General features: G+C 66.4%; 28 protein-coding genes. 20 read left to right on the top strand and 8 right to left on the bottom strand.

All coding sequences use genetic code 11. From position 1 onward, the window contains the following. Positions 1–103 precede the first annotated feature (103 nt). On the bottom strand, positions 104–1,171 hold the full coding sequence (locus HUW43_RS13815) for a COX15/CtaA family protein (RefSeq protein WP_188237930.1): 1,068 nt from the start codon (positions 1,169–1,171) through the stop codon (positions 104–106). A gap of 104 nt (positions 1,172–1,275) precedes the next feature. Between HUW43_RS13815 and HUW43_RS13810 the strand changes: the two genes are divergently transcribed. The 6 genes from HUW43_RS13810 to galU all read left to right on the top strand — a co-directional run bounded on the left by HUW43_RS13810 (position 1,276) and on the right by galU (position 6,187). After that, positions 1,276–2,268, top strand: a complete 993-nt coding sequence (locus HUW43_RS13810) for a M48 family metalloprotease (protein WP_188237929.1) — start codon at positions 1,276–1,278, stop codon at positions 2,266–2,268. 57 nt (positions 2,269–2,325) lie between these two features. Further along, the gene (gene msrA, locus HUW43_RS13805; RefSeq protein WP_188237928.1) at positions 2,326–2,859 is read left to right on the top strand and encodes a peptide-methionine (S)-S-oxide reductase MsrA; all 534 of its coding nucleotides are present in this window, start codon (positions 2,326–2,328) and stop codon (positions 2,857–2,859) included. Positions 2,860–2,990: 131 nt separating this feature from the next. Next, positions 2,991–3,524: a YfiR family protein gene (locus HUW43_RS13800; protein ID WP_188237927.1), complete on the top strand. Its 534-nt coding sequence runs from the start codon at positions 2,991–2,993 to the stop codon at positions 3,522–3,524. Further along, positions 3,521–4,732 (top strand): diguanylate cyclase domain-containing protein, encoded by a 1,212-nt coding sequence (locus HUW43_RS13795; RefSeq protein WP_188237926.1) that lies wholly within the window; start codon positions 3,521–3,523, stop codon positions 4,730–4,732. The genes HUW43_RS13800 and HUW43_RS13795 overlap by 4 nt, the downstream gene beginning before the upstream one ends. A gap of 18 nt (positions 4,733–4,750) precedes the next feature. Further along, positions 4,751–5,263, top strand: a complete 513-nt coding sequence (locus tag HUW43_RS13790) for an OmpA family protein (protein ID WP_188237925.1) — start codon at positions 4,751–4,753, stop codon at positions 5,261–5,263. Positions 5,264–5,323: 60 nt separating this feature from the next. Then, on the top strand, positions 5,324–6,187 hold the full coding sequence (gene galU, locus HUW43_RS13785; RefSeq protein WP_188237924.1) for a UTP--glucose-1-phosphate uridylyltransferase GalU: 864 nt from the start codon (positions 5,324–5,326) through the stop codon (positions 6,185–6,187). A 70-nt stretch (positions 6,188–6,257) separates the two neighbouring features. On the opposite strand, the gene aqpZ is transcribed toward galU, so the two are convergent. Both aqpZ and HUW43_RS15890 read right to left on the bottom strand, forming a co-directional pair. Further along, on the bottom strand, positions 6,258–6,983 hold the full coding sequence (gene aqpZ, locus HUW43_RS13780) for an aquaporin Z (protein WP_188237923.1): 726 nt from the start codon (positions 6,981–6,983) through the stop codon (positions 6,258–6,260). 99 nt (positions 6,984–7,082) lie between these two features. Further along, the gene (locus HUW43_RS15890; protein WP_262926808.1) at positions 7,083–8,369 is read right to left on the bottom strand and encodes a methyl-accepting chemotaxis protein; all 1,287 of its coding nucleotides are present in this window, start codon (positions 8,367–8,369) and stop codon (positions 7,083–7,085) included. A 182-nt stretch (positions 8,370–8,551) separates the two neighbouring features. Between HUW43_RS15890 and HUW43_RS13770 the strand changes: the two genes are divergently transcribed. Beyond that, the gene (locus HUW43_RS13770; RefSeq protein ID WP_188237922.1) at positions 8,552–8,863 is read left to right on the top strand and encodes a hypothetical protein; all 312 of its coding nucleotides are present in this window, start codon (positions 8,552–8,554) and stop codon (positions 8,861–8,863) included. A 45-nt stretch (positions 8,864–8,908) separates the two neighbouring features. Here the strand turns inward: HUW43_RS13770 and HUW43_RS13765 are convergent, their stop codons facing one another. Beyond that, positions 8,909–9,577 (bottom strand): helix-turn-helix transcriptional regulator, encoded by a 669-nt coding sequence (locus tag HUW43_RS13765; protein ID WP_188237921.1) that lies wholly within the window; start codon positions 9,575–9,577, stop codon positions 8,909–8,911. 137 nt (positions 9,578–9,714) lie between these two features. Here HUW43_RS13765 and HUW43_RS13760 point away from each other — a divergent pair, with 137 nt between their 5' ends. Then, entirely contained in the window at positions 9,715–9,936 is a 222-nt protein-coding gene (locus tag HUW43_RS13760; RefSeq protein WP_188237920.1) for a hypothetical protein, read from the top strand. Between the two features lie 184 nt (positions 9,937–10,120). Continuing rightward, the gene (locus HUW43_RS15885) at positions 10,121–10,255 is read left to right on the top strand and encodes a hypothetical protein (RefSeq protein WP_262926807.1); all 135 of its coding nucleotides are present in this window, start codon (positions 10,121–10,123) and stop codon (positions 10,253–10,255) included. A 97-nt stretch (positions 10,256–10,352) separates the two neighbouring features. Here the strand turns inward: HUW43_RS15885 and HUW43_RS13750 are convergent, their stop codons facing one another. After that, positions 10,353–11,174: a hypothetical protein gene (locus tag HUW43_RS13750; protein WP_188237919.1), complete on the bottom strand. Its 822-nt coding sequence runs from the start codon at positions 11,172–11,174 to the stop codon at positions 10,353–10,355. Between the two features lie 52 nt (positions 11,175–11,226). Beyond that, a complete protein-coding gene (locus tag HUW43_RS13745; RefSeq protein WP_188237918.1) occupies positions 11,227–12,432 on the bottom strand; it encodes a TIGR04063 family PEP-CTERM/XrtA system glycosyltransferase in 1,206 nt (401 codons plus the stop codon). Between the two features lie 66 nt (positions 12,433–12,498). Here HUW43_RS13745 and HUW43_RS13740 point away from each other — a divergent pair, with 66 nt between their 5' ends. The 7 genes from HUW43_RS13740 to HUW43_RS13710 all read left to right on the top strand — a co-directional run bounded on the left by HUW43_RS13740 (position 12,499) and on the right by HUW43_RS13710 (position 18,062). Next, positions 12,499–12,663 (top strand): hypothetical protein, encoded by a 165-nt coding sequence (locus HUW43_RS13740; RefSeq protein ID WP_188237917.1) that lies wholly within the window; start codon positions 12,499–12,501, stop codon positions 12,661–12,663. Then, positions 12,656–14,038: a putative O-glycosylation ligase, exosortase A system-associated gene (locus HUW43_RS13735; RefSeq protein ID WP_188237916.1), complete on the top strand. Its 1,383-nt coding sequence runs from the start codon at positions 12,656–12,658 to the stop codon at positions 14,036–14,038. Before HUW43_RS13740 ends, HUW43_RS13735 begins: the two co-directional genes overlap by 8 nt. 153 nt (positions 14,039–14,191) lie before the next feature. Further along, complete coding sequence (locus HUW43_RS13730) at positions 14,192–15,382, top strand: mechanosensitive ion channel family protein (protein ID WP_188237915.1); 1,191 nt, start codon at positions 14,192–14,194, stop codon at positions 15,380–15,382. A gap of 93 nt (positions 15,383–15,475) precedes the next feature. Further along, positions 15,476–15,934 carry a MaoC family dehydratase gene (locus tag HUW43_RS13725; protein WP_188237914.1) on the top strand — a complete coding sequence of 153 codons (459 nt, stop codon included), beginning with the start codon at positions 15,476–15,478 and terminating at the stop codon, positions 15,932–15,934. Between the two features lie 54 nt (positions 15,935–15,988). Further along, complete coding sequence (locus HUW43_RS13720; RefSeq protein WP_188237913.1) at positions 15,989–17,170, top strand: acetyl-CoA C-acyltransferase; 1,182 nt, start codon at positions 15,989–15,991, stop codon at positions 17,168–17,170. After that, entirely contained in the window at positions 17,170–17,754 is a 585-nt protein-coding gene (locus HUW43_RS13715) for a carboxymuconolactone decarboxylase family protein (protein WP_188237912.1), read from the top strand. The genes HUW43_RS13720 and HUW43_RS13715 overlap by 1 nt, the downstream gene beginning before the upstream one ends. A gap of 17 nt (positions 17,755–17,771) precedes the next feature. Beyond that, on the top strand, positions 17,772–18,062 hold the full coding sequence (locus HUW43_RS13710) for a putative quinol monooxygenase (RefSeq protein ID WP_188237911.1): 291 nt from the start codon (positions 17,772–17,774) through the stop codon (positions 18,060–18,062). Between the two features lie 92 nt (positions 18,063–18,154). Here HUW43_RS13710 and soxR read toward each other — a convergent pair whose 3' ends face one another. After that, positions 18,155–18,625: a redox-sensitive transcriptional activator SoxR gene (gene soxR / locus HUW43_RS13705; protein ID WP_188237910.1), complete on the bottom strand. Its 471-nt coding sequence runs from the start codon at positions 18,623–18,625 to the stop codon at positions 18,155–18,157. Positions 18,626–18,730: 105 nt separating this feature from the next. On the opposite strand from soxR, the gene HUW43_RS13700 reads away from it, so the two are divergent. Beyond that, complete coding sequence (locus tag HUW43_RS13700; RefSeq protein WP_188237909.1) at positions 18,731–19,126, top strand: VOC family protein; 396 nt, start codon at positions 18,731–18,733, stop codon at positions 19,124–19,126. A gap of 184 nt (positions 19,127–19,310) precedes the next feature. Here HUW43_RS13700 and HUW43_RS13695 read toward each other — a convergent pair whose 3' ends face one another. Next, entirely contained in the window at positions 19,311–20,321 is a 1,011-nt protein-coding gene (locus HUW43_RS13695; RefSeq protein WP_188237908.1) for a dipeptide epimerase, read from the bottom strand. A gap of 24 nt (positions 20,322–20,345) precedes the next feature. Between HUW43_RS13695 and HUW43_RS13690 the strand changes: the two genes are divergently transcribed. The 3 genes from HUW43_RS13690 to HUW43_RS13680 all read left to right on the top strand — a co-directional run bounded on the left by HUW43_RS13690 (position 20,346) and on the right by HUW43_RS13680 (position 23,494). After that, positions 20,346–20,741, top strand: coding sequence for a YkvA family protein (locus HUW43_RS13690; RefSeq protein ID WP_188237907.1), 396 nt, complete (start codon positions 20,346–20,348; stop codon positions 20,739–20,741). Positions 20,742–20,847: 106 nt separating this feature from the next. Next, positions 20,848–23,007: a prolyl oligopeptidase family serine peptidase gene (locus HUW43_RS13685; protein ID WP_188237906.1), complete on the top strand. Its 2,160-nt coding sequence runs from the start codon at positions 20,848–20,850 to the stop codon at positions 23,005–23,007. Between the two features lies 1 nt (position 23,008). Continuing rightward, positions 23,009–23,494, top strand: coding sequence for a GAF domain-containing protein (locus HUW43_RS13680; RefSeq protein WP_223181533.1), 486 nt, complete (start codon positions 23,009–23,011; stop codon positions 23,492–23,494). The last annotated feature ends 191 nt before the right edge of the window (positions 23,495–23,685 follow it).

The following is a 23,685-nucleotide window of genomic DNA, read 5'->3' as shown; positions in this document are numbered from 1 at the left end:
CAGGCGCGCCGCCTGTCCCGAACGGACGCAGCGGCGCTTCGACGCGGGCCAATGGCTCCGAATGCGCCGAAAGTCAAGCATCAAGCGGCTTTGCTGACGGGTATTATGATACCTTGCCGGGTGAAGCCTCACGACCCAGCCGGTGCAGCGCCGCCGCCGCGACGGCAACGAGGATCGCGCCGACGACCTGATGCATTACCGCCACCCACATCGATACGCCCGACACGACAGTCCAGATGCCGAGCAGCATTTGCGCCGCGACGATGAAGACGAGCGCGCCCGCCTCGCCCCGCGCGCCGCGCCGCGCCAATGCGCGGGCAAGCAGCAGCAGCGCGGCGGCGGCCACCCACGACCACCAGCGATGCAGAAAGTGGATCAGAAAGGGATCGTTCGTCAGCGCAAGCCACACCCCGCCGCTCCAGTCGATCCCTTCCGGCACGAAATGATCGTTCATCATCGGCCAGCTGTTCGAAACATAGCCGGCATTGAGCCCGGCGACCCACGCGCCGAGCAGCAGTTGCACGAACAGCACCGCGATGACGCCCAGAGCGGCGCCCGTCAATCGCGCCGGCCGCGCTGCCGCATCGCGGGCCAGCGCCCCCAGGTCGCGCGCCGTCCACACCAGCCCGGCGAGCAGGAACAGCGCGGTCAGCAGATGCGCCGCGAGCCGGTAATGGCTGACGTCGGTGCGATATTCGAGCCCCGACGCCACCATCCACCAGCCGATCGCGCCCTGCAAACCGACGAGCGCGGTCAGCGCGAACAGCCGCGGCCCATATCCGGCGGGAATGGCGCGGCGCCAGGCATACCAGATGAAGGGGACGACCAGCGCCATGCCGACGATGCGGCCGAGGATGCGGTGCAGCCATTCCCAGAAAAAGATCGCCTTGAACCCCGCCAGCGTCATGCCGCGGTTTATCTCCTTATATTCCGGGATCTGCTTGTATTTCTCGAACTCCGCGACCCAATCGGCTTCATTGAGCGGCGGCAGCACGCCCGACACGGGACGCCATTCGGTAATCGACAGACCCGATTCGGTCAGGCGCGTGATGCCACCGACACCGACGACGACAATCACGAGCAGGGCGACCGCCCACAGCCAGCGCGCCAGCGCACCGGGGCGCGGCGCCACCGCGGGAGACGACGGAGAAAGGGCCGGACTACTGGTCATCGCCGCCCTATCGTCGCTTGCCGTTCGATAGGCAAGAGGTTGGCATGAGCGGACCAATCCGGCAATTCATGGCCGCGACAGACACCGCTTGATAAGCCATCGACATGCTGCCCTTTATCCGACCGATCCTTGCCGCCCTCACCTTGAGCGCCGCTCCGCTGGTATCGGCCGCGCCGGTCAATGCTCCTTCGCCCTATGCCGCGCTCGCCGCGACCGAAGCGCGTGTCGCGGCGATCGGCTTTCGCCTGACGACCGCCAACGCGGCCTGGTGCCCGATGCAGCAGCCGCAGTTCGGGTGGATATGGGGCGATCCCCGCCTGTACGACGCCGACCGCCGCGCCGAAGCGCTGGCGGCTTATGACGCGGACGATGCAGGCCACGCCTTCCTTGCCGCCGTCGCGCCCGGCTCGCCCGCGGCCACCGCCGGGCTGCGCGTCGGCGACAGGGTCGCGGCGATCGACCTTGCCCCCGTTCCCGACGGCCAGGGCGATCATCCTTTCGCGCGGATCACCGCGATCGAAGCGATGCTTGCGGCGCGGCCCGCCGATATGCCGATCGCCCTGCACGTCGATGCGGGACGGCTCGTGCGCCTGTCCCCCCTTCCCGGCTGCGCCAGCGACTTTCGCGTCGAGCCGAACGACAAGCCCGGCGCGGTGGCCGACGGACGGCTGGTGCTCGTCAATCAGGGCCTGGCCGATTTCGCCGCCGACGATGCCGAGCTCGCCGCCGCCATCGCGCACGAAATTGCCCATAATATCCTTCGCCACCGCGCGCGGCTCGACGCGGCGGGCGTGGATCGCGGGCTGGGCAAACAGTTCGGGCGCAGCGCCCGGCTGTTCCGCCAGACCGAGGTAGAGGCCGACCGCCTGTCGGTTTGGCTGCTCGCGGGCGCGGGTTATGACCCCGGCGCGGCGGCGCGCTTCTGGTCGAAGTTCGGGCAGCGCAAGGGGCGGCCGCTGTTCCAGGCGGGCACGCATCCCGGCTGGCGCGACCGCGTCGCGGCGCTGGAGGCCGAAGCCGCGACAATCGCCGCAGCGGTCGCGGCGGGCCAGCCGCTGCAACCACCGCTCGTCGATGCACCGCCGCCCTTGGAATAGCCGCGCACGCATCCTATTTCGGCGCCATCCCCTTCCTCCCCGACAAGGATCGACGCCATGACCCATGACACCGCCATTTTTGCCGGAGGCTGCTTCTGGTGCACCGAAGCCGTGTTCCAGTCGCTCGAAGGCGTCGCGCGCGTCGAAAGCGGCTATATCGGCGGCAGCGTCGCCAACCCGACCTACAAGCAGGTCTGCGGCGGCGACACCGGCCATGCCGAGGCGATCCGCATCAGCTTCGATCCGGCGGTGATCGGTTATGACGACCTGCTCGACGTGTTTTTCGCGACGCATGATCCGACACAACTCAACCGCCAGGGGGGCGACATCGGCACGCAATATCGCAGCGCGATCTTTCCGCTGAACGACGCGCAGGCCGATGCCGCACGTGCAGGGATCGAGCGCGCCGCGCCCGACTGGCCGGCGCCGATCGTCACGACGATCGAACAGGCGACCGAATGGTATCCGGCCGAGGATTATCACCAGGCCTATTGGAACGGCGAAGGACAGCGCAACCCCTATTGCATGGCGGTGATCCCGCCCAAGCTCGCCAAGCTGCGCAAGGGATTCGCCGACCGCCTTCGCAATTGAGCGGCGGCGCGCGGCGCTGTTGCATTATGACCGCATGACGTCAGTTTTCATTGACTTTCCAACCGTTTTGACTAGCGGACGCGCCTTCGCTGGGGCAGGATGGCCCCGAAACGCTTTGGGGGCACTGTCCGGTGCTGGCATCATGGTTTCTGATCGGCGCGTTGACGACGACGCCCCAGATGTCGGTTCAGGCCGCGACGCAATCGGCCGTCGAAGATGGCGGGATGACGCCGGCGGTCAACCGCATGGTCGGCGGCATCGCCAGCTACGCCCGCTGGCCGAGCGGGACGGCAACCACCCGCCGCCATATGTGCGTTGTCGGAACGCCGCGGCTGGCGCCGCGAATGACCCCCGACACGCCGGGCCGCGGTTCGATTTCGGTGAGCTATGTCGCGGCGTCGGCCGTCAACGCCCGCTGTGACATATTGTTCCTCGGCCGGATGCCGGCGGCCGACCGGCGGCAGCTCATCGCCTGGGTGCGCGGGCGCCCTGTCCTTACCATAACCGACGACGATGCCGCGTGCCTCTATGGCGCGATGTTCTGCCTCAACAGTCACGCGGCTAGCCTCAGCTTTTCGGTCAATCTCGACGCGATCGCACGCGGGCCGCTCAAGATCGATCCGCGCGTGCTGCGCATCGGAGCAGGCGATGGAGGCGCGGGATGAGCGGCCCCGTCGAACGGATCGGCGCGCGCACGACGCTGCAAAAGCTGCTGTCGCGTTTCCATTTCGGTATCACCCTGTTCGCGGTGGCGCTGTCGGGCGTGACGATCCTGCTCGCCGGCGTCACGGCGCTGCGGGGTTATGCCGACCGCAACATGGAACTTGCGGCACAGCTTGGCGCCTATGGCGTCGAACCCGCGCTGGTCTTCAACGACTCCGTCGCCGCGCGCGAAGGAATTGACCCGCTGACGCGCATCCCCGGCATCGTGCGGCTGCGGGTGCTCGATCATGTCGGCAAACCGGTCACCGAATGGATTTCCCCTGCCGGAGATCCGGCGCCGCTGCTCAGCCGCGCCTTTTTCCCGCGCCCCTTTGCCGTGACCGTCCGCCGCAACGGGTCGGCGATCGGCACGGTCGAGGTCTGGGGCGACAGCTCGACCTTGATCGACTATGTGCGCCTCGGCCTGCTCGCAGGACTGGGCTGCCTTCTTGTCACTGCATTGGGCACGATCTTCCTCGCCCGCCGGTTCGAATATGAGCTGGTCAAGCCGCTGAACGAGATTGCGACGGTCGCACACGACGTGCGCCTCCACCGCCGCTTCGACAAGCGCGTGAAGCCGCTGGGCATCGCCGAGCTTGACCGGCTGGGCGGCGACATCAACGCGTTGCTCGACGAACTTCAGGGCTGGCAGGGGCATATGGAAAGCGAACGCGCGCTGCTCGCGCACCGCGCCTCGCACGACACGCTGACCGCGCTGCCCAATCGCGCCGCCTTCGACGAACAGCTTGCGCTGCGGATCGCTGCGGCCAGCGCACGCGACGGCCAGTTCGCGCTGCTGTTCATCGACGCCGACAATTTCAAGGCGGCGAACGACAATTTCGGTCACGCGGCGGGCGATGCCGTGCTTGCCGCGCTGGCGGGCTGCATCAGGACAACGCTGCGCAAGGAGGATTTCGCCGCGCGGATCGGCGGCGACGAGTTCGTCGTCATCATCGACCCCTTTGACGCGGGCGTCGCGCGCGCCGATCTGGCGAACCGGCTGCGCGCGTGCATCGCCGACCCCGTCGCCCTGCCCGACGGCGGATCCTATCGCGCGTCGGTGAGCATCGGCGTCGCGGTCTTTCCCGACGACGGCGGCGACGCCACCGCGCTGCTCACCGCCGCCGATGCGGCAATGTATGCCGACAAAATGACGCATCGTTCCGGATAGACCAGCGGAGAAACGCCCATGACCATCATCGCCACCCCATCGCCGCGCGCGCTGATCCTGGCCGCCTTTGCCGCGCTGCTCGCCGCGTGCCAGAGCCTGCCCGCACCCGGCGGATTCACCCGCGAACAGGTCGCGGTGCTGCAGGCCGAAGGCTTTGTCGAAACCTCGCTCGGCTGGGAGCTCAGCATGCCCGAACGCTTGCTGTTTCCCGTCAACGAAAGCACCGTGCCGGTGGAGCAGCAGGAACGGATGCGCGAGGTCGCGGCGCGGCTCGTGTCGGTCGGCATCACCACCGCGCGGGTCGAAGGCCACACCGATTCGACGGGAAGCGCGGCCTATAATCTGGCGCTGTCGCAGGCGCGAGCGGAGGCGGTGGCGGCGCCGATGCGCACAGGCGGAATGACCTTCACGGCCGATCAGATCGTCGGCCGCGGCGAAACGCTGCCGCTGTCGAGCAATGACACGGCGGAAGGCCGACAGGACAACCGGCGCGTGGTTGTCATCGTCACGCCGACGCTCGCGCCGCAATAGGCACCCGCTCCGTCCGCCGCCCCTTTTCCTCCGCGGCGTTCGTCGCTAGGTCCGGCAACCATGAAACCGATCCGCAAAGCCGTCTTTCCCGTCGCCGGCCTCGGCACCCGCTTCCTGCCCGCGACCAAGGCGATCCCGAAGGAGATGCTGCCCGTCGTCGACCGGCCGCTCATCCAATATGCGGTTGACGAGGCGCGCGAGGCAGGGATCGAGCAGATGATCTTTGTCACCGGCCGCGGCAAGAGCGCGATCGAGGATCATTTCGACATCGCCTTTGAACTCGAAAAGACGATGTCCGAACGCGGCAAGGATTTGTCGGTGCTCGGCCCGACACGGCTTGGCCCCGGCGCCTGCGCCTATGTCCGCCAGCAGGAACCGATGGGGCTTGGCCACGCCATCTGGTGCGCGCGCGACATCGTCGGCGACGAACCCTTTGCCATCTTCCTGCCCGACGAGTTCATGCACGGATCGCCCGGCTGCATGAAACAGATGGTCGACGCATATGCCCGCGTCGGCGGCAATCTGATCTCGGTGCTCGAAGTGCCGCATGAACAGGTGTCGAGCTATGGCGTCATCGCGCCGGGCGCGCGCGACGGCGCGCTCACCGAAGTCAAAGGACTGGTCGAAAAGCCGCCGGTTGCCGAAGCGCCGTCGAACCTTATCATCTCGGGCCGCTACATCCTGCAACCCGAAGTCATGCGCGTGCTTGAACGTCAGGAAAAGGGCGCGGGCGGCGAGATTCAGCTTACCGATGCGATGGCGACGATGATCGGGTCGCAGCCGTTCCACGCGGTGACCTTTGACGGCGCCCGTTACGATTGCGGGTCGAAGGCAGGCTATATTCAGGCCAATCTGGCGGTCGCGCTTGCACGGCCCGACATCGCCGCCGATGTCCGCGCCTTTGCCATCGACTTACTGAAATAGGACCGGCTGGCGATTTCCAAAGCGCCGCGTGTCCCCGCAAGGGCGGGGACACGCGCCTGGCCTGGAACGATCATTCGCCCTCGATATTCGGTTTCGGGAAGCTGTCGGCGCCGAGCGTCCGGTACAATATGCCGCCGACGATGCCGCCGACGATCGGCGCGAACCAGAACAGCCACAATTGCTGGATCGCGAGGCCACCAACGACAAGCGCCGGGCCGGTGCTGCGCGCCGGATTGACCGAGGTGTTGGTCACCGGAATCGAGATGAGGTGGATCAGCGTCAGCGCCAGGCCGATCGCGATCGGCGCAAAACCCGTCGGCGCGCGGCCGTCGGTCGATCCCATGATGATCCACAGGAAAAAGGCGGTGAGCACGATCTCGATCAGCAGCGCCGACCAGATGTCATAGCCACCCGGCGACCCGTCGCCGAAGCCGTTGGCGGCGAGGCCGTTGGTGGCAAGGTCATAGGTCGGACTGCCGCTCGCAATGTAGAAGAGCAGAAAGGCCGCGACGATTGCGCCGAGCAACTGTGCAATCACATAAAGCGGAATGTCGCGCGCCGCGAAGCGCCCGCCCGCCCAGAGGCCGACGGTGACCGCGGGGTTGAGGTGGCATCCCGAAATATGACCGATCGCATAGGCCATGGTGACAACCGTCAAACCAAAAGCCAGCGACACACCAAGCAGGCCGATCCCGACATCGGGGAACCCCGCGGCGAGCACCGCACTGCCACAGCCGCCGAACACGAGCCAGAATGTGCCGATAAACTCGGCCAGACCCTTTTGGATATTCGTCATGATGACCCTCCTCCCCGCCGACGGCCACAGACGCCTCCGGCGCGCGGTCATCCTATCAGCGCTGGGCCACCCGGCAAGCCCTTGCGATGCACGGCAGAATCACGCCGCGGCGACCGCCTGGACGAAAGTGCGCGCGCGCTGGTCGAGCGACAGCGCCGCGCCCGAAAGCCCCGCCGACAATTGGCCGAGCGCCTGCGCGCCGTCCCCCACCGCACTCGCCCCGCGACCGATTTCCTGCACGCGCGTGTCGATTTCGCGCCCGGCGAACACCGCTTGTTCGACATAGGCTGCTATCGTCAACGTCGTCGCACTCTGCCCGTCGACGGCGCGGTCGATTGCATCGGAAAAGCCGTTGTTCGCGTCGATCGCCTTTTCGACTTCGGCAAAACCCGCCGACACCTGGCCGACGATGTCGCGGATATGGTCGACATAGCCCGCAATATCGTCGGCGGCGGTGCGCGTCTGGCTGGCGAGCGTTTTCACTTCGGCGGCGACGACGGCGAAGCCGCGGCCCGCGTCGCCGGCGCGCGCCGCCTCGATCCCCGCGTTGAGCGCGAGCATGTTGGTGCGGCTTGCCATGTCGATGATCAGCGCCAGCATCTGTTCGATCGACTGGCTCGCCGCCTTGAGCGCGCTCGCACGCTCGTTCGCCTGCCTTATCTTGTCGTGCGCGTCGCTGCGCACCGCGCGGGCGCGCGCGCCGTCCTCGACGATCCGCGCCATCGTCGCCGCAAGCGCGCGGCCGCGATCGCCGAGATCCTGAAGGCCCGCAAGCGTCTGCGCCGTCGCGCCCGCGACGGTTACCGCATCGCGCCCCGTCTGGTGCGCACGGTGGGCCAGTTCGGCCGCCACCGCCTCGACCTGTCCCGCCATGTCGGACAGGCTTGCGGTCAGTGCGGCAATATCGCGCTGGAAAGCGCGCCCCGCGGCGTCGATATGCGTCGCACGCGCCGCGCGCTCCTGCGCCAGCTCGACCTCGCGCAGCATCGCCAGCCTGGCAAGCTGGCTGCCGTCGAGCGTTTCGACGAACCGCCCGCCCTGCACGAGGATCAGGTCCTGCCCTTCGGGCGCCCTCGCCGCGATCCGCAGCAGGTCGGTCGTCGAATATCCGACATCGGCGGTCGGGCAATCCTCTATCATCGACGCGATCGAGCCGCCGATCGTCGGATTCTGCATCAGCGAAAACCAGAAGGGACAGAAGAGCAGATCGCGCACCCGTTGTTCGCGGATCACCCCGACGGGCCGCCCGGATGCATCAACCACCGCGAGCGTGCGCAGGCCGGGGTTGGCACGGAACTGGTCGATCACCTCCGACATATGCGCATCGACCCCGACCGTCGCGGCATGGCCCGACGTTGGCGACAAGGCGGTGGCGATGGCGTTCATGGGATCTCGCGAGGCTCCGTCCGATGGGTCTGAGCGCGTCCTAAGCCGCCATGGTAAACATGAATTTAACCATTTGTTTCAGTGATGTGACACCCCGGCCCCGGCGAATGCCGCTCTGCCGCAATATGCTGTTCAGATTGCGCCGGTTATGCGAAGGGACGCTGGCCGCGAGGAGAAAGACGATGCGCGCTTTGATTTTGCCCCTGGTCGCCGCTCCCCTGCTCGCCGGCTGCGTCAGCGCGGTAAAAACGGTCGTCACGGCGCCGGTCAAGGCGGTCGGCCAGGTCGCCGACTGGTCGACGACGAGCCAGGACGAAGCCGACCGCAACCGCGGGCGCGAACTGCGCAAGCGCGAGGAGCAGATGGGCAAGCTGTCACGCCAGCGCGACAAGGCGGCCGAGAAATGCCGCGACGGCGACGAGGAACAATGCCGCCGCGCCGAAGTGCTCGACCATGAAATCGAGGCGCTGATGGCGGCGCCCTATCAAGATTGAATTGCGCCTCTCCGTCAGGGGAGCGTCTTTTAATATGTAATCCGCTTATCGCACCCGTCGCCCCGTCCATATGACGCGCCCGACCAGCCGGATCGCCGATAGCGGCAGATCGTCCCAGCTGCGATAATGCGAATTGTCGCTGATCACCGACACGCGCCCCGCCCCCGGCGCGCGCGCGACGCGTTTGACCATCAGCGCATCGTCCATGCGCAGCACATAGATGCCGTCGCGCAGCCGCGCCGCCGCGTCGCTGCCGTCGACCAGAATGTCGTCGCCATCGTCGAGCGTCGGCGACATCGAGTCGCCCTCGACGCGGATGATGCTGAGCGCGCGCGGATCGGCGCCCAGGTCGCGCAACCATTTGGGATCAAAGGCGACCTCGCCCTCGACCGGCTCGCCATCGACGCTCGCGCCCGCGCCCGCCGACGCGCCGATCGCCAGCTTGGGCACCAGGATCATTCCCGATCCGCGGCTCCGCGCCGGGGTCGCGACACGCGCCACCGGTCCACCCAGCATCGCTTCGGACACCCCCAGATAGGCGGCGATGCGCGCGCGATCCTGTTCGGCCAGCCGCCGCGGCGAGCCGCGCTTGATATATTGCTGGATATAGGCGGGGTTGCGCCCGATCACCTGCGACAGGCGCGCATAATCGACGCCCTTTTCCGACAATAGCCGGTCGAGCGCCGCGCGCGGGTCGTGAACTGGGTCGATCATGGCGGTCTGGTCCCGTCCTTCCGCCTGCTTCCTAGCAAGCGGATTTTTCCTAGACAAGTAGGAAATACGGCATCAAATAGGAAATATCCTATCACGCGACTCACCCGCTTTCGTCGGGTTTCATCAGGGAGGACAATATGGAGCGCAGCCTGTTGCAACGGATCGAGGCTTTCCTGAAGGAATCGGGGATGCCGCCGACGGTCTTCGGGCGCGCCGCGGTGCGCGACCCGCGCCTCGTCGGCGACCTGCGCGGCGGACGCGAACCGGGCCCGCGGCTGAAGATCCGTGTGGAACATTTTATGAACAAATGGCGTGCCGAGCGTGTGAACCAATGCGCCGAAACGGAAGCCGCGGCATGATGTCCCGGTCGCCCGCCCGCCGCGCCCCGGCTGCCCGCACCGCCGCCTGCGCCACCTGCTGATCCGCGAGCTGCCGATCGGCCTGTCCGCCGGCGCATCGACATTCCGCCCCTGGGCCAGCGCGAGCTTCGTCGGCGCGCGTCATCTCTTTCCCTGCACCCTTGCCGCGGGCGAGGCCGAGCCGTTGCGCCGCGCGCTTCAGGAGCGGCTGGGCGCGCTCGAATGGCGGCTGCCCGGCCATATCGTCGCCGATGTCGCGGTGGAGTGGGCGAGCGATCCGCACGCGCTGCGCATCGAAATACTGACCGTGGAGGATTAGCGCCGTCGCCCGCCGCGTCAGCAACGTCCCGATTCCGCTCGGTCGAGCGATGTCGAGACACGAACGGGAACGTGGTTCAGATCAAATGCGCGCCGCGCTAACCGACCGATTGCCGCGTCATCCGCTGCAAGGTGCCGAGCGCGGCCTCGAGCGCAAAGTCGATCTCCGGCTCGTCGGGGGCAGCCGCCGCGTCCGCGCCCGGAATCGCGGCGCGCGCGACCGCCGCCTGTCGGCGCTGCGCGAGGCCCGCCTCGAAACGCGCGACCATCGCGGCGAGCGATTTGTCCACCGGATCGGGCGCGGAGACCGGAGCGGTCATGTCGGCGGGCTGGAGCCAGGGCGCATCGGCGCCAAGATCCTCTTCGGTCGCAAGGTCGGCGAGAATCAGTTCGTCGTCGGCCGCGATATCGACGCCCTGGTCGCGCGCGGGGTCGGCGGCGGCCTGAAGAACGGGCGCCTCGAAACCGTCGAGCCCGCCTGCGGGCAGATCGCGCCCCGCGCGGAGCGGGGGGCGCAGCGAATCGTCGGGGTGGAGGTCGGCGCGGCGGCGCGTGAACACGGGTTCGTCATCGTCGCTCGCTTCGGCGTGCCGACGGAACGGATTGCGCAGCCGCGACAGACCGGCGGCATCCGGTCTGTCGATCAGCAGCGCGACGAAACCCGCGATCAGCGCCGCCACCGCCGCCATGCCAAAGGCGAGCGCAAGGCGCCCGCCATTGCCGATCGGCGGCACGAACAGGTCCGCAAGGCGGTCGAGATAAAGATTCCAGCTGATCGCGCTGACCCAGGCAAAGGGCATCAGCGCGGCAAAGAGAAAGGTCAGCGCCGCAGCACCAATCACCGCGGGGATCGCGGGCCGGAGCGCGCGCAGCAGCGCGCCCGCCATGCCCTTCGCCCCATCGTCGCTCGTCTCGTCCATATCGTCCCGTATCCATGGCCCATCGGGCCGACGTCGCGTCGTGCCCTTTGCCTCAGGCGACGCGCAGCAGTCGCTGGTAAACCGGCTCGTAACGTAAAATGTTTGATGACCAGTTACGATGGCTTTCGACAAAAATACGTGCCGTCCGCCGCCTTTCGGGCCACATCTCGCGATTTTCCAGCAGCTTGCCTAGTGCATTTGCAATCGCTGCGGGATCGTCGGGCGCGAAAAGCGTGCCCGTGGCGCCATCCTCGATCAGTTCGCGGTGTCCGCCGACATCCGACGCCGCGACCAGCTTGCCCTGCGCCATCGCCTCGAGCGGTTTCAGCGGCGTCACCAGGTCGGTCAGCCGCATTTTCTTGCGTGGATAGGCGAGGATGTCGATCAGCGAATAATAACGCTCGACCTCGCCATGCGGCACGCGGCCAACGAAATGGATCCGCGCCGATGCGGGCGACGACGACGCCCAGGCCTTTAGCGACGCCTCCATCGGTCCGCCGCCGACAAGCAGCAGCCGCGCCGTCGGCTGCACGGCGACGAGCGCGGGCATCGCAGCGATCAGGTCGTCGATCCCCTCATAATCATAGAAGCTGCCGATATAGCCGATCACCGCATCCGCGGCCGCGATCCCCAGTTGGACGGCGAGCGCATCGTCGCGCGGCGGCGGGTCGCCGAACAGGTCCAGATCGACCCCGTTCGGCGACACAATGATCTTTGCCGGGTCGATCCCGCGCGCGATCAGGTCGCCGCGCAGCCCGTCGCAGATCACCGCGACCGCATCGGCCGACCGGACGGCGTGCGTTTCGACCGCTCTGGTCAGCCGGTAGCGCAGGCTGTCCTCGCGTCCCGTGCCGTTGCCAACCGACGCATCCTCCCAGAAGGCGCGGATTTCATAAATGACCGGAATGCCGAGCCGCTTGCCGATGCGCAGCGCCGCCAGCCCGTCCAGCACCGGCGAATGGGCATGCAGAACATCGGGTTTCCAGTCCCGCGCCAGCGCCTCGACGCGCCGCGCCAGCGCGCCGATCTCGCGCCATTCGCGCAGCGGCGAACGCGCGGGCGCAATCGGCGGCGTGCGATAGAAGGTCAATCCGTCGACCGTTTCGCCATCAGGGCCAGGATCGGGATGCCGGACGCCGGTGACGCCCGCGACGTCCCACCCCTTTGCGACCTGCGCCTTCATCAGCGCGCGGGTACGAAAGGTATAGCCGCTGTGCGTCGGCAGGCTATGGTCGAGAACATGCAATATGCGGGTCATCGTGCGGGGCTTTGACAGACAAGGCTTAACGCGGCGTCAACCCCGATAGCCTAGGCGACATCCGATATGGTCGACAATTTTTCCATTGGCCTGACGCACCTGCTGATGGCGATCGCGCTGTGGCGCCTGCTCTATCGCGACGATCTCGACCGCGAGGTGAGCCCGCGGATGCTGTGGCAGCGGCGCCGCGACGCCGAACGCGCCGCACAGGACGGGCCGAACGATGCGTGACCTCTTTTTCGTCGCCTTCCTGTTCGCCTTCATCGGGCTCGGTTTTCGCAGGCCGTTCCTGTTCATCCTCTGTTTCTGCTACATCGACATCGTCGCGCCGCAGCGGCTCAGCTATTTCCTCATCAATTCGATCCCCGTTTCGCTGATCGTCTTCGGCCTTGCGATCACCGGCTGGCTCGTCGCCGACGACAAGCGCGACGCCCGATGGTCGGGGCGGCAGACCCTGCTCGTCCTGATCCTCCTCTATTGCTGGCTGACGACGATCCAGGCCGATTTCCCGGTCGAGGCGGCGGACAAATGGAGCTGGGTGTGGAAGGCGCTGCTCTGGGCGATCTTCCTGCCGCTGACCTTGCGCACCAGGCTGCGCATCGAGGCGCTCGCGCTCATCATGCTGCTCTCGGCGGCGTCCATTGCCATCGCGGGCGGGATCAAGACCGCGGCGGGCGGCGGCGGCTATGGCACGCTCCAGCTGCTGCTCAACGAAAATTACGGCCTGTATGAAGGGTCGATCATGTCGACCGTCGGTATCGCGATCATCCCGCTGATCCTGTGGTACCGGCGCCACGGAACGATCTTTCCGCCCGACTGGCGCGTCTCGCTCTTTGCGTTCGCGCTGTGTTTCGCGTGCATGTTGCTGCCCGTGGGGACACAGGCGCGCACCGGGCTCGTCTGCCTTGCCGTGCTCGCGGTGCTGTCGCTGCGCGCGGTCAAGCACCGCTTCCTTTATATTGCCGGGGCGGGGCTGCTTGCCATCGCCGCGATCCCGTTCCTGCCGCAAAGCTTTACCGAGCGCATGGAAACGATCCGCGACCACCGCGCCGACCAGTCGGCCTCCACCCGCGTCGCCGTGTGGCAGTGGACATGGGATTATGCCAAGGAAAACCCGTTCGGCGGCGGCTTCGAGGCCTATATCCAGAACCGCGTGCGCGTCGAAAAGGCGGCGAGCGATTACGACCCCGCCGCACCGCAGAACGCCGAACCAACGGTGTATGAGGAACATTCGCGCGCCTATCATTCGAGCTATTTCGAGATGCTGGGCGAACAGGGTTATCCGGGGCTGGCGCTCTGGCTGCTCCTCCATGCGATCAGCCTTGCGCGCATGGAGCAGCTCAGGCGCCGCTATCTCAAGACGCGCCGCGCCGAGGAACAATGGATCGCACCGCTCGCGACCGCGCTCCAGCACGGCCATATCATCTATATGGTCGGATCGCTGTTCGTCGGCATCGCGTTCCAGCCGTTCATCTATATGATGCTCGCGCTCGAGATCGGGCTGTCGACCTATTGCCGCCGCCGCGAGCAGGAAGCGGGATGGCGCCCGCTGATGGCGCGACCGGCACAGGTTCCCGCGCGCCACAGCCTGCCCGCGAACCCATAGCAGGGGAACCATCGCGGCGGCCGGGCGCTATGGGATCGGGCATCCGCGCAGGTTTCGCGTTACGCGCGCGGATTTTTGACCTATCCGGGGCGCGCCCGACAAGGGCATGATGCTTCGTCCCGCCCATCGAACCAGAGGACCAACAGGCCCCGCATGACTGCCACGATCCTGACCATCGCCGCCAAGACGCCCCCTGCCAAAACCAGTGCCGCGACCAGCGACCCGCTCGACGCCATGCGCGACTGGCTGGACAGCAGCGTCGCCTGGGTAAACAGCCATTGGCTGGAAATCGGGATCGCGATCGCGCTCGGCCTCGCCATCTATTCCCTGCTGTCGATGTTTCGCCGGATCGCGCTGAAGCGCGCGCAGGCGGCGCCGGGACAGTTCACGCTGACCGACATTGTCGGGCGCGTGATCCACAAGACCAAGTCGCTGGTGCTCGCGATCATCTCGATCCGGCTCGTCGCGGGTTATGCGCAGCCACCCGCGCCGGTGATGCAGCTGATCCATTATGTCTTCACCGTCGCCGTCGTGCTGCAGGCGGCAATCTGGGCGCGCGAAATCCTGCTTGGGCTGATCCAGCGCCGCGCCGCCGAGGGGCACAATGAAACGCTGAGCAATGCGATGGGGATCATCCGCCTGTTGATCAGCGTTGCGCTGTTCGCGGTCGCCGCGATCGTCATCCTCGACAATATGGGGGTCAATGTCACCGGCCTGGTCGCCGGGCTGGGCATCGGCGGCATCGCGATCGGCCTCGCCGCACAGGGCATTTTTTCGGACCTTTTCGCGTCGCTGTCGATCATCTTCGACCGGCCGTTCCGCGTTGGCGAGACGATCAAATATGACACCAGCACCGCGACGGTCGAACGAATCGGGCTGAAAAGCACGCGCCTCCGTTCGATAAACGGCGAGCTGCTCGTCATCTCGAACACCAATTTGCTCGCCAAGGAAATCACCAACTATGCGCATCTGCACCGCCGCCGCGTGACCTTCATGATCGGCGTCGTCTACCAGACGACGCCCGCGATGCTGCGCGACCTGCCCGGGCTGCTGGAGCAACAGGTGAAGGCCGCGGGCCACGAGTTCATTCGATCGAGCTTCGTCACCTTCGGCCCGTCGAGCCTTGATTTCGAGCTGTTGTTCGACGTGTTCAGCGATGATTATGACGTCGTGACCGCCGCGCGCACCGATGTCGCGATCCGCCTGTTCGAAGCCATGACGGCCGCGGGTTATCATTTCGCCTATCCGACGCAGACGACCTTTACCGCCGCGCCCGACGGGACGATGATTCTCCCCTATGCCGACCCCGCGGCGACCAAGCCGGCAAGGCCCGCCAGGGGCTGACGCTACGGCGCCGTGGCCAAAGTCCTTGGCCCTTGTGCAATGCGGGATGAGAGGCCTAGAACGCGCCCCGAACCAGGATTGAGGGGATGAATTATGGCCAGCATCACGCCGCAGGAATTGCAGTCAAAGGTCGGGCAGCATCTCGGCACCTCCGATTGGGTGCTCGTCGACCAGGCGATGATCGACAAGTTCGCCGACGCGACCGGCGATCATCAATTCATCCATATCGACGAGGAAAAGGCCAGGCTGACGCCCTTTGGCGGCACGATCGCGCACGGTTTCCTGACGCTGTCGCTGATCCCGATGCTTGGCGCGCGCACCGACGGGCCGAAGATCGAAGGCGTCAAGATGGGCGTCAACTATGGCGGCAACAAGGTCCGCTTCCTCGCCCCCGTCCGTTCGGGCAAGCGCGTGCGCAGCCATGTCAAGCTGCTCGCCCTCGAAGAAAAGCGCCCCGGCCAGTGGCAGCAGACCAATGAAGTGACCATCGAGATCGAGGGCGAGGAAAAGCCCGCCCTGATCGCCGAATGGATCAGCCAGTTTTTCGTTTGAGCTCCGCCCTCCCCGGCAAAGATTTCGCCAAACTCATCGAAAAGGAATTGCATCATGCGTGACGCCGTTATCGTTTCCACCGCCCGCACCCCGCTGACCAAGGCAGCGCGGGGTTCGTTCAACAACACCCTCGCCCCGACGCTGGGTTCCTTCTCGGTCAGGGCCGCAGTCGAACGCGCGGGCCTCGAAGGCGGCGAGATCGACGACGTCGTCTTCGGCGCCGCGATGCAGCAGGGGTCGCAGACGATGAACGTCGCGCGCCTGATCGCGCTGCGGTCGGGCCTGCCCGTCACCGTCCCCGGCATGTCGATCGACCGCCAGTGCTCGTCGGGCCTGATGACGATCGCGACCGCGGCGAAGCAGATCATCGTCGACCGCCAGGACATCTGCGTCGCGGGCGGCATCGAAAGCATTTCGAAGGTCAGCGGGAGCGGCAAGGTGTTCGTCGAAACCGACGCCGATCTGATCGCGATGCACAAGGACACCTATATGCCGATGATCGGCACCGCCGAGGTCGTCGCCAAACGCTACAACATCAGCCGCGAATATCAGGATGAATATTCGCTCCAGTCGCAGCAGCGCACCGCCGCCGCGCAGGCCGCGGGAAAATATGACGACGAGATCGTCGCGTGCAAGACCACCATGGCGGTGATGGACAAGGAAACCAAGGAAGTCAGCTTCAAGGAAGTCGTCGCGGACAAGGACGAGTGCAACCGCCCCGATACGACGCTGGAAGGGCTCGCCAGCCTGAAGCCGGTGATGGGCGAAGGCCACACGATCACCGCAGGCAACGCCAGCCAGCTCGCCGACGGATCGTCGGCGTGCGTCCTGATGGAAGCCAAGGTCGCCGAAAAGCGGGGGCTCCAGCCGCTCGGCCGCTATGTCGGCATGGCGGTCGCGGGCACCGAACCCGACGAAATGGGCATCGGCCCCGTCTTCGCCATCCCCAAGCTGCTCGAACGCTTCGAGCTCAAGATGGACGACATCGGTCTCTGGGAACTCAACGAAGCCTTCGCCGTGCAGGTGCTTTACTGCCGCGACAAGCTCGGCATCCCGAACGAACGGCTCAACGTCAACGGCGGCTCGATCTCGATCGGCCACCCCTTCGGCATGACCGGCGCGCGCTGCGTCGGCCACGCGCTGATCGAAGGCAAGCGCCGCGGCGTCAAATATGCCGTCGTCACGATGTGCATCGGCGGCGGCCAGGGCGCAGCGGGCCTGTTCGAGGTCTTCTGATGCGCCTCGGCGCTCCGCGCATCGAGCCGGTCGATCTGGACCGGCTCGATGCCGACCAGCGCGCCGCGCTCGAACCCTTCCTTTCCACCGAGGGTGGAAAGGTCGGGGGCGGCAAGATCCTCAATATCTTCCGCACCCTCGCGCACGCGCCAAAGGCGCTCACCGCCTTTCTCGCGTGGGGCAATTATATCCTGTCGAAGCGCAACGCACTGAGCCCGCGCGACCGCGAGCTCGTCATCCTGCGCACCGGTTATAATTGCCGTTCGGGTTACGAGTGGACGCAGCACAAACGCATCGGCCTCGATTGCGGACTTTCCGAAGAGGAGGTCGTGCGGATCAAGGCCGGACCCGATGCAGCGGGATGGGGCGACATCGAGCGCGCGATGCTCCGCGCGACCGACGAGCTGACCGCCAACCATTTCGTCAGCGACGCGACCTGGGCCGCGCTCGCCCCGCTCGGCGACAAGGGGCGCATGGACCTGGTGATGACAGTCGGGCAATATACGCAGGTCTCGATGATCCTGAACAGCTTCGGCGTTCAGGTCGAGGAAGGATGGGAGGTCGACCCCGACCTCAAGGCCTGACGGGAAGGGATAAGGACATGAGTGCCATCGGCATTATCGCCACGCTCCGCGTGCAGCCGGGCAAGGAAGAAGCCTTTGAGGGCGTCTTCGCCGAACTCGCCGCCGCGGTGAATGCGAACGAGAGCGGCAACAGCTATTATAAGCTGTTCCGCACCGAAACGGCGGGAGTCTACAAGGTCATGGAATGTTATGACAATGACGCCGCGGTCGAAGCGCACCGCGCGTCGGAGCATTTCCGCAGACTGGGCGCCAAGCTCGGCCCGTGCCTCGCCGGCGCGCCGGAGATCGAGCGGCTGACCGCAGCCTGAGCGCCGGTTGGGGACGGCAGGTTGCGGCCGATTGCGGATGCTCAGCCCCCGTTCGGGGACGAACCCATTGTCCGTGCGCCACCCGCCACCGCTCACACCACCTCTGCAATCTCCCCCGCCCTGTCGCCCAGCACATAGCGCGGCCCCGCGCCGCGCTGTGCCGCCTTGTCCTGCGCGTTGTAGAGTCGGCATTTCTTCAAGGACAGGCAACCGCAGCCGATGCACTGGTCGAGCAGGCCGCGCGTGCGCGTCAGCGCCGCGATCTGCGCGTCGATGCGCGCGCGCAGGGCGGTGCTGATCCGCGTCCAGTCGGCGGCATTCGGCGTCCGCCCGGCGGGCAGCCGCGCCAGTTCGGCGCCGATTTCCTCCAGGCTCAGCCCCATCTGCTGCGCGATCAGGATGAACGACACGCGGCGGATGTCGGCGCGCAGGAATCGGCGTTGCCCGCCGCGCGTGCGCAGCGCCTCGATCAACCCTTTCGCTTCGTAAAAGCGGATCGCCGACACCGCGACGCCGGTGCGCGCGGCCAGCTCGCCGATCGAAATCAGGTCGGTGCGGTGCATGGCCATATCCTCCAGGCTCACAGGCAATGACGATTGCGCTTGATCTAAACCTGACTTGAGCTTTCATAAGTCGCGGCGTCAACCCGAATCAGGAGTTATCCCGCCGTGACGCACCCCTTCATCGAACATGTGAACCTCACCGTCAGCGACCCCGACCGCACCGCCGGCATATTGTCGGCGATTTTCGGCTGGCATGAACGCTGGCGCGGCCCGGCGCGCGACGGCGGGCGCACGATCCACCTGGGCAGCGACACCGCCTATATCGCGCTCTACACCGGTCCCGACGGCGAGCATGACGGCGTCCGCTATCCCAAGGGCGAACCGCTCAACCATGTCGGGGTGCAGGTCGATGACCTTGACACCATCGAAATGCGTGTGAAGGCGGTCGGCCTTACGCCGTTCAACCACGGCGACTATGAACCCGGCCGCCGCTTCTATTTCTTCGATCCCGACGGCATCGAATATGAAGTCGTCAGCTATGCCGAGCCGCGTTCAGGCTGAGCCGTGCATCAAGGGTCGGTCAGGCACGCGACCGGATTGGCGACGAAGGACGGCCATCTCGGCAGCCACGCCGAAGCGGAGCTTTGGAAAGGTTGGGACGTCCGTTCGTGTCGAGCGAAGTCGAAACATCCCGCATCCGCGCGCGGCCGACGGGCATCTCCACTGCGCACGATGTGAAAGGATTTCACGGTCGGCCCACCGGCGGGCCGATCCGCCCCTCGCGATACTCGAACCCGCCCTCGCGGTCCCGCTCCAACAGCGCCGGGCCGTCAAGATCGACCCAGCGGGCGCGCTGGGCGAGCACAAATGCCGGCGCGATCGCCAGGCTGGTCGACAACATACAGCCGACCATGATCGCCAGCCCCGCAGCATCGGCGGCGTCGGCGATGCGCAGCGCCTCGGTCAACCCGCCCGCCTTGTCGAGCTTGATGTTCACGCCGTCGTAAAAGGCGCCGATGCGCGCGACGTCGGCTGCCGTCTGGCAGCTTTCATCGGCGACGAAGGGGATCGACGCGTAAATGGGGTCGAGCAGGGCGTCGGCGCCGACCGGCACCGGCTGTTCGATCATTTCGACTCCCATGTCGGCGAGCGCCTCGGCCTCCTCCAGAATATCGACCTGTCCCCAGCTTTCATTGGCGTCGACGATCAGCCGGGCATGGGGGGCGCCCTTGCGCACCGCGGCGACGCGCAGCCGGTCGTCGTCGCCGGTCAGCTTGATCTTGAGCAGATGATAGCCGTCGGCCTCCGCCGTCGCCGCCTGTTCGGCCATTGCGCCGGGGCTGCCGAGCGAAATGGTGAAGGCGGTCGTGCGCGCGGTCGGCGCGCCGTCGCAGCCTGCAAGCTGCCACAGTCTTACGCCGCGCTGCCGCGCCTCCAGATCCCAGAGCGCGCAATCGAGCGCGTTGCGCGCCGCACCCGGCGCCATGATTTCCTGCACCGCCGCGCGCGCGTCGGCCGCGTCCATCCCGGCGACATGCGCCGCGGCGAGCAATATCTGGTCGCGGCACGCCGCCGCATCTTCGCCCAGATAATAGACGGGCGTCCCTTCGCCCCGCCCGATCGCGCCCGCATCTCCTTTGGTGCCTTCGATTTCGGCGACGACGACGTCGACATGGTTCCTTGCGCCGCGGCTGATGATGAACGAGCCCGCGACCGGCCAGCGTTCGACACGCGCGCTTTTCAGTTGGATAGCCATGGCGGGACGTTAATGAACGAAGCGATGACCGGCAAATCCCTTTCCGAACGCATCGGCGATCTCGGACGCCGCATCGCGGTCGAGGCGCACACCGCCTGGCTCGCCGCGCGCGACCCGCGCGTGCCGTGGTTCGCGCGGCTGCTCGCGGTCGCGGTTGCCGCTTATGCGCTGTCGCCGATCGACCTCATTCCCGATTTCGTGCCGGTGCTCGGCTGGATCGACGACCTCGTCGTCGTGCCGCTCGGCGTGCTTGCGGTGCGGCGGCTGATCGCGGCGCCGCTGTGGGCCGAACTTCATGCCACGGCCGAAGCGGCAAGCCAGCGTCCATCGAGCCGTGCGGGCATGATCTTCATCCTGCTGGTCTGGGCCGCGCTGCTCGCCCTCGTCTATTGGTCGATCCGCACCTCGCCGCTCCACTGAAGGGAAGGACCATATCCCGATCCCGAATCCGCTTGCTCCACCCTTTTCCATCCTTACATATCGGCGCACGATAATTTCTTTTCCGCCTTATGAGGATCGCCTTGCCATGCCCGCCAAACGCCTGTCCGCGCCGTTCGCGCTGGTCGCCCTTGCCATGACGCCCGCCGCTGCACAGGCCGCCGACGCGGCGGCGGCATCCGCACCCGCCCCCGCGCTCGCCTATCCGGACACGGCGCGCGGCGACACGGTCGATCCGCAGTTCGGGGTCGACGTCGCCGACCCCTATCGCTGGCTGGAGGATGACGTCCGTGTCAATCCGAAGGTCGCGGCGTGGGTCGCGGCGCAGAACAAGGTCACCGACGCCTATCTCGATACGCTGCCCGGCCGCGATGCCTTCAGGGCGCGGATGACCGAGCTTTACAATTATGAACGCTTCGGCCTGCCGACCAAGGCCGGGACGCGCTATTTCTATACGCGCAACGACGGGCTTCAGCCGCAGTCGGTGCTTTACGTCCGCGAGGGGCTGAAGGGCGAGGGCCGCGTGCTCATCGACCCGAATCTGTGGGCCAAGGACGGCGCGACCGCGCTCGCCGAATGGGAACCGTCGGACGATGGCAAACATCTCCTCTATGCGGTGCAGGACGGCGGCACCGACTGGCGCATCGTGCGCGTCAAGGATGTCGCGACGGGGCGGGACTTGCCCGACGAAGTGCGCTGGGTAAAGTTTTCGTCGCTCGACTGGGCGAAGGACGGCAGCGGATTTTTCTATTCGCGCTTTCCGGAACCCGAAGCGGGCGAGGCCTTCCAGTCGTTGAACGAAAATCACGCCGTCTATTTCCATCGGCTCGGCACGCCGCAAAGCGAAGACCTGCTCATCCACGCGACGCCCGACAAGCCAAAGCTCAACAACAGCGCGCTCGTCACCGACGACGGCGAATATCTGCTCGTCGTCTCGTCCGAGGGGACCGACGAACGTTATGGCCTGACGCTGCACCCGCTCGGCAAGCCGGGCGCGAAGCCGATCACCCTGATCGACGATTATGCGAACAACTGGGAATATGTGACCAACGCGGGCACGCGCTTCACCTTCCTCACCAACAAGGGCGCGCCGCGCGGGCGCCTTGTTTCGTTCGACATTGCGAAACCGGGCAAGCTCACCGAACTCGTCGCCGAAAATCCGGCCACGCTGGTCGGCGCGTCGCGCGTGGGCGACCGCATCATCCTTTCCTATCTTGGCGACGCCAAGTCGGAGGCGCGGATGGTGGCATTGGACGGCAAGCCGATCGCCAACATCAACCTCGCCGACATCGGCGCGGCGTCGGGTTTCGGCGGCAAGTCGAACGACCCCGAAACCTTTTATGCCTTTTCCAGCTTTGCACGGCCGACGACGATCTATCGCTTCGACACCCAGACGGGACAGAGCGAGATTTTCGCCGAACCCAGGCTGACGTTCGATCCCGCCGATTTCAGTGTCGAACAGCGTTTCTACAAATCGAAGGACGGCACCCAGGTCCCGATGTTTGTCGTGATGAAAAAGGGCCTCGACCGCAGCAAGGGTTCGCCGACGCTGCTTTATGGTTATGGCGGGTTCAATGTTTCGCTGACGCCGGGCTTTTCGCCGACGCGGCTCGCGTGGGTCGACAAGGGCGGCGTGCTTGCGATCGCCAACCTGCGCGGCGGCGGCGAATATGGCAAGGCCTGGCACGACGCCGGCCGCCTCGCGAACAAGCAGAATGTCTTCGACGACTTCATCGCCGCGGGCGAATATCTGATCGCCGAAGGCATCGCGGGCAAGGGCCAGCTCGCGATCGAAGGCGGCTCGAACGGCGGGCTGCTCGTCGGCGCGGTCACCAACCAGCGCCCCGACCTGTTCGCCGCCGCGCTGCCCGCGGTCGGGGTGATGGACATGCTGCGCTTTGACCGCTTCACCGCGGGGCGCTATTGGGTCGACGATTATGGCTATCCGTCGAAGGAGGCCGATTTCCGAAACCTGCTCGCCTATTCGCCCTATCACAATATCAGGGTCGGCGTGGACTATCCGGCGGTGCTGGTGACGACCGCCGACACCGACGACCGCGTCGTTCCGGGGCACAGCTTCAAATATGCCGCCGCGCTCCAGCACGCCAAGGCGGGCAGCAAGCCGCACCTCATCCGCATCGAAACGCGCGCGGGCCACGGCAGCGGCAAGCCGACCGACAAGATCATCGCCGAAGCCGCCGACAAATATGCCTTTGCGGCGAAATGGACCGGGCTGGACGTCGAATAGGATGAGCTACACCCTCTCCTTCACCGCCACCGATCCCGCCGAGCGGTGGGCCGAAGCGGGCGATGCGGCGGCGGCGCTGGTCGCGGGCGAGCATGACGGGATCGCCAATATGGCGAATGTCGCGGCGCTGATCTGGCAGGCGATCCCCGACCTCAACTGGGCGGGCTTTTATCGCTTCGACGGGCAGGAACTGGTGCTTGGCCCGTTCCAGGGCAAGGCGGCGTGCATCCGCATTCCGCTGGACAAGGGGGTGTGCGGCGCGGCCGCGCGGCTGCGCAGGACTCAGCGCGTCGACGATGTCCACGCCTTTCCCGGCCACATCGCCTGCGACGCCGACAGCCGCAGCGAACTGGTCGTGCCGGTGATCGCGACCGACCGGCTGGTCGGCGTGCTCGACCTCGACAGCCCGCTTCCCGCCCGCTTCACCGCCGCCGACCAGGCGGGCGCCGAAGCGCTGGTCGCGCGCATCGCGGCGGCGCTGGCGTAAAGCGGCGGCGCTGACGTTCCAGAATCCTCCCCGCTCGGGGCGAGGAAGGTAAGCGCCCGCATCCGGCCGAAACTTGCCATCAAGGCACGCGACCTGCCCCAAATCGGGACGCAATCCTTAAGGTTAACGGATTCGCGAATCCGCGCCCTTTTTGCTAACAACTTGTTAACCAAACGGTTCGCGCCGGGAAC

Source organism: Sphingopyxis sp. LK2115 (assembly GCF_014595975.1).
Lineage (GTDB): Bacteria > Pseudomonadota > Alphaproteobacteria > Sphingomonadales > Sphingomonadaceae > Sphingopyxis.
Note: the sequence above shows the minus strand (reverse complement) of the source record. Positions and strands in the feature narration are given on the sequence as shown.

What these genes read in the sequence shown, in the direction of transcription:
- HUW43_RS13815 (WP_188237930.1), bottom strand. Translation starts at nt 1,171, where the DNA reads ATGACCAGTAGTCCGGCCCTTTCTCCGTCGTCTCCCGCGGTGGCGCCG.
- HUW43_RS13810 (WP_188237929.1), top strand. Translation starts at nt 1,276, where the DNA reads ATGCTGCCCTTTATCCGACCGATCCTTGCCGCCCTCACCTTGAGCGCC.
- msrA (WP_188237928.1), top strand. Translation starts at nt 2,326, where the DNA reads ATGACCCATGACACCGCCATTTTTGCCGGAGGCTGCTTCTGGTGCACC.
- HUW43_RS13795 (WP_188237926.1), top strand. Translation starts at nt 3,521, where the DNA reads ATGAGCGGCCCCGTCGAACGGATCGGCGCGCGCACGACGCTGCAAAAG.
- HUW43_RS13790 (WP_188237925.1), top strand. Translation starts at nt 4,751, where the DNA reads ATGACCATCATCGCCACCCCATCGCCGCGCGCGCTGATCCTGGCCGCC.
- galU (WP_188237924.1), top strand. Translation starts at nt 5,324, where the DNA reads ATGAAACCGATCCGCAAAGCCGTCTTTCCCGTCGCCGGCCTCGGCACC.
- aqpZ (WP_188237923.1), bottom strand. Translation starts at nt 6,983, where the DNA reads ATGACGAATATCCAAAAGGGTCTGGCCGAGTTTATCGGCACATTCTGG.
- HUW43_RS15890 (WP_262926808.1), bottom strand. Translation starts at nt 8,369, where the DNA reads ATGAACGCCATCGCCACCGCCTTGTCGCCAACGTCGGGCCATGCCGCG.
- HUW43_RS13770 (WP_188237922.1), top strand. Translation starts at nt 8,552, where the DNA reads ATGCGCGCTTTGATTTTGCCCCTGGTCGCCGCTCCCCTGCTCGCCGGC.
- HUW43_RS13765 (WP_188237921.1), bottom strand. Translation starts at nt 9,577, where the DNA reads ATGATCGACCCAGTTCACGACCCGCGCGCGGCGCTCGACCGGCTATTG.
- HUW43_RS13760 (WP_188237920.1), top strand. Translation starts at nt 9,715, where the DNA reads ATGGAGCGCAGCCTGTTGCAACGGATCGAGGCTTTCCTGAAGGAATCG.
- HUW43_RS13750 (WP_188237919.1), bottom strand. Translation starts at nt 11,174, where the DNA reads ATGGACGAGACGAGCGACGATGGGGCGAAGGGCATGGCGGGCGCGCTG.
- HUW43_RS13745 (WP_188237918.1), bottom strand. Translation starts at nt 12,432, where the DNA reads ATGACCCGCATATTGCATGTTCTCGACCATAGCCTGCCGACGCACAGC.
- HUW43_RS13740 (WP_188237917.1), top strand. Translation starts at nt 12,499, where the DNA reads ATGGTCGACAATTTTTCCATTGGCCTGACGCACCTGCTGATGGCGATC.
- HUW43_RS13735 (WP_188237916.1), top strand. Translation starts at nt 12,656, where the DNA reads ATGCGTGACCTCTTTTTCGTCGCCTTCCTGTTCGCCTTCATCGGGCTC.
- HUW43_RS13730 (WP_188237915.1), top strand. Translation starts at nt 14,192, where the DNA reads ATGACTGCCACGATCCTGACCATCGCCGCCAAGACGCCCCCTGCCAAA.
- HUW43_RS13725 (WP_188237914.1), top strand. Translation starts at nt 15,476, where the DNA reads ATGGCCAGCATCACGCCGCAGGAATTGCAGTCAAAGGTCGGGCAGCAT.
- HUW43_RS13720 (WP_188237913.1), top strand. Translation starts at nt 15,989, where the DNA reads ATGCGTGACGCCGTTATCGTTTCCACCGCCCGCACCCCGCTGACCAAG.
- HUW43_RS13715 (WP_188237912.1), top strand. Translation starts at nt 17,170, where the DNA reads ATGCGCCTCGGCGCTCCGCGCATCGAGCCGGTCGATCTGGACCGGCTC.
- HUW43_RS13710 (WP_188237911.1), top strand. Translation starts at nt 17,772, where the DNA reads ATGAGTGCCATCGGCATTATCGCCACGCTCCGCGTGCAGCCGGGCAAG.
- soxR (WP_188237910.1), bottom strand. Translation starts at nt 18,625, where the DNA reads ATGCACCGCACCGACCTGATTTCGATCGGCGAGCTGGCCGCGCGCACC.
- HUW43_RS13695 (WP_188237908.1), bottom strand. Translation starts at nt 20,321, where the DNA reads ATGGCTATCCAACTGAAAAGCGCGCGTGTCGAACGCTGGCCGGTCGCG.
- HUW43_RS13690 (WP_188237907.1), top strand. Translation starts at nt 20,346, where the DNA reads ATGACCGGCAAATCCCTTTCCGAACGCATCGGCGATCTCGGACGCCGC.
- HUW43_RS13685 (WP_188237906.1), top strand. Translation starts at nt 20,848, where the DNA reads ATGCCCGCCAAACGCCTGTCCGCGCCGTTCGCGCTGGTCGCCCTTGCC.
- HUW43_RS13680 (WP_223181533.1), top strand. Translation starts at nt 23,009, where the DNA reads ATGAGCTACACCCTCTCCTTCACCGCCACCGATCCCGCCGAGCGGTGG.